General features: G+C 39.2%; 10 protein-coding genes. All 10 read left to right on the forward strand.

Annotated features, from left to right (window positions below; genetic code table 11):
- The first annotated feature begins 125 nt into the window (after nt 1–125).
- The 10 genes from I6E38_RS13715 (at nt 126) to I6E38_RS13760 (ending at nt 8,108) form a co-directional block, all read left to right on the forward strand.
- Nucleotides 126–1,232, forward strand: a complete 1,107-nt coding sequence (locus I6E38_RS13715) for an ADP-ribosylglycohydrolase family protein (protein ID WP_235394525.1) — start codon at nt 126–128, stop codon at nt 1,230–1,232.
- A 49-nt stretch (nt 1,233–1,281) separates the two neighbouring features.
- On the forward strand, nt 1,282–2,163 hold the full coding sequence (locus I6E38_RS13720; protein ID WP_235394526.1) for a caspase family protein: 882 nt from the start codon (nt 1,282–1,284) through the stop codon (nt 2,161–2,163).
- Nucleotides 2,163–2,792, forward strand: coding sequence for an RNA polymerase sigma factor (locus tag I6E38_RS13725; RefSeq protein WP_235394527.1), 630 nt, complete (start codon nt 2,163–2,165; stop codon nt 2,790–2,792). The genes I6E38_RS13720 and I6E38_RS13725 overlap by 1 nt, the downstream gene beginning before the upstream one ends.
- A gap of 14 nt (nt 2,793–2,806) precedes the next feature.
- Nucleotides 2,807–3,238, forward strand: a complete 432-nt coding sequence (locus tag I6E38_RS13730; protein ID WP_235394528.1) for a hypothetical protein — start codon at nt 2,807–2,809, stop codon at nt 3,236–3,238.
- Between the two features lie 76 nt (nt 3,239–3,314).
- Nucleotides 3,315–3,704: a type III secretion system chaperone family protein gene (locus I6E38_RS13735; RefSeq protein ID WP_235394529.1), complete on the forward strand. Its 390-nt coding sequence runs from the start codon at nt 3,315–3,317 to the stop codon at nt 3,702–3,704.
- Between the two features lie 45 nt (nt 3,705–3,749).
- The gene (locus tag I6E38_RS13740) at nt 3,750–4,166 is read left to right on the forward strand and encodes a hypothetical protein (RefSeq protein ID WP_235394530.1); all 417 of its coding nucleotides are present in this window, start codon (nt 3,750–3,752) and stop codon (nt 4,164–4,166) included.
- A 137-nt stretch (nt 4,167–4,303) separates the two neighbouring features.
- Nucleotides 4,304–5,194 carry a Cbp1 family collagen-binding glycoprotein adhesin gene (locus tag I6E38_RS13745; RefSeq protein ID WP_235394531.1) on the forward strand — a complete coding sequence of 297 codons (891 nt, stop codon included), beginning with the start codon at nt 4,304–4,306 and terminating at the stop codon, nt 5,192–5,194.
- A 12-nt stretch (nt 5,195–5,206) separates the two neighbouring features.
- The gene (locus I6E38_RS13750; protein ID WP_235394532.1) at nt 5,207–6,082 is read left to right on the forward strand and encodes a LysM peptidoglycan-binding domain-containing protein; all 876 of its coding nucleotides are present in this window, start codon (nt 5,207–5,209) and stop codon (nt 6,080–6,082) included.
- A gap of 1 nt (nt 6,083) precedes the next feature.
- Nucleotides 6,084–6,833: a hypothetical protein gene (locus I6E38_RS13755; RefSeq protein WP_235394533.1), complete on the forward strand. Its 750-nt coding sequence runs from the start codon at nt 6,084–6,086 to the stop codon at nt 6,831–6,833.
- A 21-nt stretch (nt 6,834–6,854) separates the two neighbouring features.
- Nucleotides 6,855–8,108, forward strand: coding sequence for a LysM peptidoglycan-binding domain-containing protein (locus I6E38_RS13760; RefSeq protein ID WP_235394534.1), 1,254 nt, complete (start codon nt 6,855–6,857; stop codon nt 8,106–8,108).
- The last annotated feature ends 133 nt before the right edge of the window (nt 8,109–8,241 follow it).

The raw sequence follows: 8,241 nt of genomic DNA on the forward strand, positions 1-8,241 counted from the left end.
GATAACTAATTCTAACGAGAATAAAGCAAATCCTGTTAACTATTCAACACAGGGTTTTACTGGTGACCCGAAAATAGGTTACTTTTGTTTCAATACTTTTCATAAACAGAACAAGCTTTATAAATATGGATAGAAACAAACAATTAGATAAGATACGCGGTTCTATTATAGGAGGTGCCGTTGGCGATGCGCTCGGCTATCCTGTGGAGTTCATCAACTCGTACATGGGTATACAGAAAAGGTATGGCGAGAATGGAATCACACGGCTGGACACCACCCAGTGGTGGTTGCCGGATGAAGAAAAGAGTGGCAAGGCATGGATTTCTGACGATACTCAGATGACGCTGTTCACGGCTTGTGGCTTGCTGAATGCAAAAGCGCAGGGCACAGCTCCCAAGTATGCTATTTGCGAGGCTTATTTTGAATGGTATTACACACAAATAGGTAAGAGATCTGGTCGTCATAAGGATTGCTGGATTGGCGATGTGCCTGAACTCAACAATCGTCGTGCTCCAGGCCAAACATGTATTACTGCCTTGCAGGATATTCTTAGAGGTAAAGACACATACAACAATAGTAAAGGTTGTGGCGGCATCATGCGTACTGCTCCTGTGGCACTCTATGGTGCTGTGTGGAGAGACACGCCCGAAGGTGAGCCTCTTGAAGGACGTATCTCCAGCATAAAGGATGTTGATATGTTGGCGGCTGATGCTGCTGAGATAACCCACCAGCATCCTCTCGGTTGGCTATCATCAGCATTGGAAGCACACGTTATTTACAGAATATTGCAGAAGGACAGTCCCATAGTGGATGACTTCAAGGCTTATTTGTCCGAAGGCTACGATACGTTGCTCTCTCTTTATCCAAATGAAGGTGCGAGCATCAGTCAACTTAGAGCTTTGACCGACAAGGCTCTCGGTCTTGTTGATTCGCCTGCATCGGATGTGGACAACATCGAAGCAATTGGTGAAGGTTGGGTTGCGGAAGAGACTCTTGCTATTGCCGTTTACTGTGCGGTTAAGTATTTCGACAACTTTGAGAAAGCGATAGTAGCTTCTGTCAACCATAAGGGTGACAGCGACTCCACTGGAGCCGTGACAGGCAACATCCTTGGAGCTGTTGTTGGCTATGATGCAATCCCTGAGTTCTTCAAGACGGACCTCGAACTACATGATGTTATCCTCCATGTTGCAGACGACCTTTGGAGGGGCAGGACAACAAAGTTTAAATAATATATGGATGAATATAAAATAAGTTTTTTTGTCTTGTTATTACCATAAGATGAAAGCAAGATTAATCATATACCTTTTCTTATTGCTCTCTTTGTCTGTCACTTCACAGACAAAGAGAGCACTTGTCGTTGGTTTAGGACAACAGCAGGACAAGGCTTGGAATAAGATAAATGGCGACAAGGATGTGCCTATTGTGCAAGGAATGTTGAAAAGCGCAGGATTCAAGTCTGTCACTACGTTGGTGAACCAACAAGCCACTAAGGCTGGCATTATCGGAGCATTCAAGCGGATGGCAGCTTCGTGTAAGCAAGGCGATGTGGTGTATATCCACTACTCTGGACATGGTCAGCAGATGACGGATGTGCATAATGATGAGACGGACGGACTGGACGAGTGCTGGATTCCGTATGATGCCTACAGAAAGGCTTGCAAGACATATCATGGTGAGAAACATCTGACAGATGATGAACTGAACGTTTACCTCAATGCCATTCGTGATAAAATAGGAGCTAAAGGAAAACTGCTTGTGGTGATAGACGCTTGCCATAGCGGAGACGGCACTCGTGGTGATGAAGACGAAGTGGTGAGAGGTGTAGAAGAAGTTTTTGAGGCTGTAAAGTCATTAATAATTGGTGACAATGATAAGGAAAAGGTCATTAACCAAAAGGCGAAACCATTGGCAGAACGTTGGATTACGCTCAGCGCTTGCAAGAGCGATCAGGTAAATATTGAAATGAAGAATCCGGCTGTCGGAAAGCTGACATATGCCTTGTGGATGGAGTTGAAGAATGGCGACAAGATAAACAATGAGGAGTTTATAAAACGAATCAGAAAATTCGTGAATCGTAATACCAGTAGCCGACCACAGCAACCTGTACTGACAGGTAACGATAAAGACAAATATAACATAACTGATATACTTAGAAAATAATGGCTAAAACAATACAAATGCGCACACCGCAGCAGGAGAAGGAAGCCCGTCTTGTTGCTGGCATGTATGATAAGGACAGGAAGATACAGTCAGAACTCTATGCTTACTGCTCTGAATATTTCTGGGCAAACTGCCATGGTCTGTTCTTCGCTGACGACGATACAGCTATGGAGATATTCCAAAGTACATTCGTCACGTTTTGGGAGAAGATAGAGCAAAGGAAGATTTATGTGAGTGAAGGCAGAGTGATGGGAAATAATGGCGAGCCTTTGACAAGCAGCATTCTTACTTATTTCATTAGTATAGCCAAAAATAAGTATAAGGAATGGGCAAGAAAGAATCCTTCTTATGTTGATATAGATACTTCCAAGAAGCAATATGCCGATATGCTTTACGATTCGGATGAGAACAAGATGCTCGACATCATCGCAGACATAATATCTCGTATGTCGGAACAGTGTAGCAAGATATTGAGCAAGTTCTATTATGAAGGGAAGGACTTGGACACTATTCTGATGGAGATAACTTCAATAACGTCGAAGAATGCGCTCAAGACAAAGAAGTACAAATGTATGGAGTCGTTGCGCAATTCGGCAAATGATATTTATCGCAATTATTTGAACTCATAAAAACGAAAAGAATTATGGATAAGGATTTTCAAGACAGAATAGATGAATTTCTGCTTCATGGCAACAAGATGTCTGAGGAAGACAAGGCGCAGTTTCTGAAAGAAATAGAGGAAGATGAGGAGAAAAGGGAGCAATATGAGTTTACGAAGAATGTAAAGAAGGCTTTTGAAAGTCGTGGCGATAAACTGAAAGCCATGACTGAGTTTCAAAAGGAATATGAGACTCGGGATGATAAGTCTAACTTCAGAAAGAAACTGGTATGGTTCTCTGGTATTGCTGCCGTATTGGTTATAGGCTTCTTTGTTATAAATCCTTTGTTTGTTTATGAATCCACAAATAGTAATGTGCGTGGTGAAGAAGATGACGTATTTGAAATGGAAGCGCCTGCAGATAGTGTTGCAAATGACTCAACCTCAACAGACACCATAACATTGCACCATGAATAAAGTGTTGTTGGACTGATATGAATGGTTACTTTTCTCCCTCTTCTATCATAAATAGTCAAACAAAACTATTATGAATATGAAGCAGGACGAAATAGTAAATGAGATTCGTAGAATATGTGGTAATGTGCTGCCGATGTCTTCTTTAGGTTGGCATTTCAAGTACAATGACCAAGTGTATTTCTATGTGGTAGGCAAAGATGAAAGCATGATACGCTTTTGTGTTCCTTTTGTCGCTGGTCTACCCTCGCAGGATAAGGAATTGCTAAAGAAGGCAGTGAATGATACGAACAGAAATGTGAAGTTCATCAAGGCTCTGCTGGCTGAAAAAAAAGAGGCGAAAGTGTCTTTGGACTATGACCACAAGATTACAGATAAAGAATCAGCCAAGGAGATCGTGCCGCATATCATCAAGGCATTGGACTTTGCGGTGGAGTACTTGGGGAAGAGAGTAAGAGAATATTTATAACAGAAACTTAGAAGTTGCGCCCGACACGGATAAGGGTATTGAGATATGAGACTTTTTGAATATTTCAAGAATTTAGTTTGTCGTGAAAAGCCGACACCCATAAATAGTGAGGATGAATTTGTTTATAAGCAATTACGTCAAATAACATCAGCTCTATCTCAAAAGCTTGTTTCCATGCAAAATATAGAACATAACATCAGCGAAAGTTTTGTATTGTCTTCCAATGACTGGTTTGCGAGAGCAGTTGCTTTGGAAATACGAAAAAATACACATAATGAATGTTATGGCTATCTTCTCTTGCATTTGTTACATCCTCATTGTATGTGTGACGCATCCACAAATGTCCTTTATGGGGAAAAAGATAGTTTGTTGAAATTTCTAAATAGCAATGAGGGCATCGAAAATTTAATTCATGGAGCAAGAACCTTGGATGAGAAACTGAAAAATTGGGATGATCAGTGATAATAATAACGAAATAAGAAAAAATAATGGATGAATATAAAATAAGTTTTAGGAACTGCATTCCAGGCTCTTTGCCTATGACTTCTGTTGTAAGTAAATGAAATAATAAGTAACTGTTTAAAACTAACTTTATAAATATGACAAAATTAAAATTTATTCTAGTGTTATTGGCTTTTGTCTCTATTCTTGCTTGCAAGAATGAACGAGTTGACATGGCGGGATACATGAAAGAACGCGACTCGTTGATTATAGAGAATCAGGCAAACAAAGAAGAACTGGCAGAACTGAACAGTATCATTTCTACTGTGTCGGCAGGACTTGACAGCATCGCAATACAAGAAGGTATCTTGTATTCAGGAAAGACACGTGACGGTGTGGCTCTTAATCGTAATCAAATTATTGCCAACATTAATAGTATGGCGGAGATATTAAAGCGTCAACGCGAGAAGATTCAATCTCTGCAGGATTCGCTTGCAATGCGCTCAGCTAATTCTAACAAGTCGTCACAAAGCATTGAGAAATTACAAAATGTTATAGCCTTCCTTAACAAGCAACTTGCGGAAAAAGATAATGAAATTCAGTCACTTCGTCGTGATGTTAATTCTAAAAACAAAGACATTAACCAGCTTCGTACATCGTTGTCGGATATGCGAAATAGAGCCGAGAAAGCTGAAAACCGCACTCAAGTTGTAACACAGGCTTTAGCCAAGCAGGATGAAATCATTAACGAGTGTTATATAAAGATTGGTACCAAAAAACAACTTGTCGCTTCTGGATTGTTGAAAGGTGGTTTCTTGCAGAAAAAGAAAGTCAATTATGAGGATGTGGACAAGAGCAAGTTCAATGCTGTTGACATCCGTAAGTTCCGTGAGGTTACCTTGAAATCAAACAATCCTAAGATTCTGACACCACAACCAAGCAATAACTCTTTCCATTTTGAAGAGAATGGAGATGGTACTTGTACGCTTGTCATAACCAATCCTACTCAATTTTGGAGCGTGAGCAATTTCCTTATTATACAACTCTAAAACTTTAAAACTATGATAAAAAAAATGATTCTTTCTGTACTTCTTTGTACAGTATGTGTGTTTACAATGGCACAAAGCCAAACTGTTACCCATGTTGTTCAGCGTGGCGAAACTATCGAGAGCATTGCTGAGTATTACAAGGTGAGTGTCGAGGACATCAACAAGGCTAATCCTAATGCGGATGGTATCGTATATGTTGGAATGAAGTTGAATATACCGACAAGTTCAAAGCCACAAATTGTATCAAATAACGATAATCAAGGTGGAAGTACGTACACCCAAGAAAATAACATTAAACATCATTCTAATAATAAAGTTTACCAAGAACATAAGTACAAAGCTGCAAAAAATGAAGATGAGAAAGTCGGAAAATTTGAATTTGCCGGTGAATTAGGTTTTGGCTTTATAAAAGGTGCGGACAATTTTATGTATGAAGCTACAGTTGGAGCCAACTATCGCCTTCCATATAATCTATATATTGGAGCACGTATAGGATATAATAGTGCAAATTATACAGGCTTGATAAAGATTGAAGGTCAGAACATTAATGCAAAACAAAATTATCATCTTCTTGAAATCCCAATAGAATTCGGGTATTCGCTAAAGAATGAAAGTGAGACCTTGGGATTAATCCCCTTTGTTGGTTTCAATACAAATATAGGATTGTCTGGCAAGTACAAACAAAGGATACTTGGAACAGGAGGAAAAGAAGAACCACAAAAGGTTAAGATAGGAGGAAAAGTGGGTATTGGAGCAAGAGTTGGTGTACGCGTATGCCTTTGGGGATTTGATATAACAGGCTCATACCAAATACCATTGAATGATAAGCAAAAAGGATGGTTTGGAAAAGATGCCTTCCCAGAAATAACTTTAGCTTGGGGGTTCTAACATGAAAAGTATATATGTTGTTATATATTTGTTGGGATTCAACCTTGGCTTGTATGCCCAAGATGCCATCATTTATCGTGATGGTCGTGTGAAGTCTGTCAAAATCATTCAGACTAATAATGACAGAATTCTTTTCAAAGAGTCTGGCAACAAGAATGCCTCTGAGGAATTTGTGGAGAATACGAAAGTATTCATGTTAAAGTTCAAGACACGTGGAAATGTAGTGTTCAATGCCAATGGCGAACGCATACTCACTACTTCTGAACATACGGAAATACCGAAAGATGCTATTGTTGTCTATTACAAGGACGGAAGAGAAGTTCCTGCCTATAATCTTACGATGGACGCAAATACCGTGTCGTTCAAAACAAGCAAGAAAGGCAAGGACAGACCGATATTCTCGCCAAAGGCTGAAGTATTTATGATTCGTTACCCAGATGGAACACGTGATATTCTGACTGACCTCATGGCTGAAGAACAACTTGAACGTGAGCGTAAAGCAGAAGAAGAGAGATTAAGAGCGCAGCAAGAGGCAGAAGAAGCTGAGGCTGCTCGGAAAAAGGCTGAAGAGGAAAACATGGCAAATGCCAAGAATCCAAAGAAGGCTACGATAATCACTCAAAAGGGAGTACGTATGAAGGTCTGGATATGTGAAGATGACGGAATGACTGTTTCGTACAAAAAAACAGATTCTCCCAAAGCTGCAATCTTCAAGCTGAGCAAAAAGCGTATTAAAAGTATAAACTATTAATAAAAAAGTAGTAATCCATTTATGAAAAGATTCTGCTCTCTATTTATTAATATCATCCTGTCCGTTATGGTATACGGGCAGGATGAAACCATTGTTCCGCATATTGTACAACGTGGAGAAACCATCAATATCCTTGCACGTCGTTTTAAAACATCAGTAGAAACATTAAAGATGCTAAACAATGATTTTGATGAGTTTTACACAGGGATGAATGTTTTTCTTCCGCGACCGAATGAGTTACGCAACACATCAGAATTATCCATAGATGAATATGATGTGTTACTAAAAGAAGTGGAGGAATATTGGAGTGAATGCGATAAGGCTGACAGGCTTTTTGCGAAAAGTAAGTTTCAAGCAGCGCATAAGTACTACGAAGATATTATCAACCGTTACTCTGTAAATCTTAACTGTAATGCTGCCTTGTATGGTATGGCAGTATGTAGTTATCATGCCAAGAAATGGAAAGATACAGTACAAGAATTTAATCAAGTTATAAAGTCTAGTGGGTGTAGTGAAAAAGTTCGCAAAGTTAGCGAAAACTATAAAGAAGAAGCGTTGGCGCAAATAGAGCAACGCAAAGCAAATAGAAACTTGTTTTGGCAAAATTTGGGCGAAGCTTTTTTACAAGTCGGACAAATGACATTGCAGGCATATGCAGATGTAAATTCACAAAATTCCAACCCATACTCAGGTGGAATCGTATCTGTTTCAAGTGGAAATAATCTATATCCAGACCTTCCTGTAGCATTTAATCCAAATCGTGTTGCACGAATGTCTGTTCCTACATACTCATTTGACTCAAATGGAAACATGATGATGTCATTTCCTGGATTTGCTCAAGCTGAATATGAGATGAATGCTGCTCTTCAACAAACAATTTCCAATACTTCATCTAATTTAATGGCAACGGGTGATTCTTACCATATGGCAAAAGCACAATCATTACAGGTTATGGCACATACAAATAACTGGATGTCATCCCTATCGCAACAGTTTTGGAGTACTCCTATGTATCCAAGTGCTTGGAGCGAAACAGGACATAAATATAGTTCCACGGAAAGAAAACCATCCATAGAAAAGAATACAAATACAAAAGGTAATAATAAATGTATTCGACTTGGAATTTATGATTATGCACATTGTGGAGGTACTGGAATCTGTTCTCGATGTGATGGAAAAAAGAAGTATTTTTCTAACGCATACGGAATATCGCGTTGGTATGAATGCTTAGTTTGTCATAAAACTGGAGTATGTCCAAGTTGTCATGGTAATTAAATTAATATATTGGACAAAAAATAAATATAATAAATTATGAATATGAATAAAACCCCCAAAAGGTAGGGTGTTCAAAATCGCTTTAAAATCCTGCGCATTTTTTACCTATAGTATTGATGCGCTTGACCACCAA

Origin of the sequence: Leyella stercorea (genome assembly GCF_021531355.1) — a bacterium.
In the GTDB taxonomy this organism is placed as follows: domain Bacteria; phylum Bacteroidota; class Bacteroidia; order Bacteroidales; family Bacteroidaceae; genus Prevotella.

What these genes read in the sequence shown, in the direction of transcription:
- I6E38_RS13715 (WP_235394525.1), top strand. Translation starts at nt 126, where the DNA reads ATGGATAGAAACAAACAATTAGATAAGATACGCGGTTCTATTATAGGA.
- I6E38_RS13720 (WP_235394526.1), top strand. Translation starts at nt 1,282, where the DNA reads ATGAAAGCAAGATTAATCATATACCTTTTCTTATTGCTCTCTTTGTCT.
- I6E38_RS13725 (WP_235394527.1), top strand. Translation starts at nt 2,163, where the DNA reads ATGGCTAAAACAATACAAATGCGCACACCGCAGCAGGAGAAGGAAGCC.
- I6E38_RS13730 (WP_235394528.1), top strand. Translation starts at nt 2,807, where the DNA reads ATGGATAAGGATTTTCAAGACAGAATAGATGAATTTCTGCTTCATGGC.
- I6E38_RS13735 (WP_235394529.1), top strand. Translation starts at nt 3,315, where the DNA reads ATGAAGCAGGACGAAATAGTAAATGAGATTCGTAGAATATGTGGTAAT.
- I6E38_RS13740 (WP_235394530.1), top strand. Translation starts at nt 3,750, where the DNA reads ATGAGACTTTTTGAATATTTCAAGAATTTAGTTTGTCGTGAAAAGCCG.
- I6E38_RS13745 (WP_235394531.1), top strand. Translation starts at nt 4,304, where the DNA reads ATGACAAAATTAAAATTTATTCTAGTGTTATTGGCTTTTGTCTCTATT.
- I6E38_RS13750 (WP_235394532.1), top strand. Translation starts at nt 5,207, where the DNA reads ATGATAAAAAAAATGATTCTTTCTGTACTTCTTTGTACAGTATGTGTG.
- I6E38_RS13755 (WP_235394533.1), top strand. Translation starts at nt 6,084, where the DNA reads ATGAAAAGTATATATGTTGTTATATATTTGTTGGGATTCAACCTTGGC.
- I6E38_RS13760 (WP_235394534.1), top strand. Translation starts at nt 6,855, where the DNA reads ATGAAAAGATTCTGCTCTCTATTTATTAATATCATCCTGTCCGTTATG.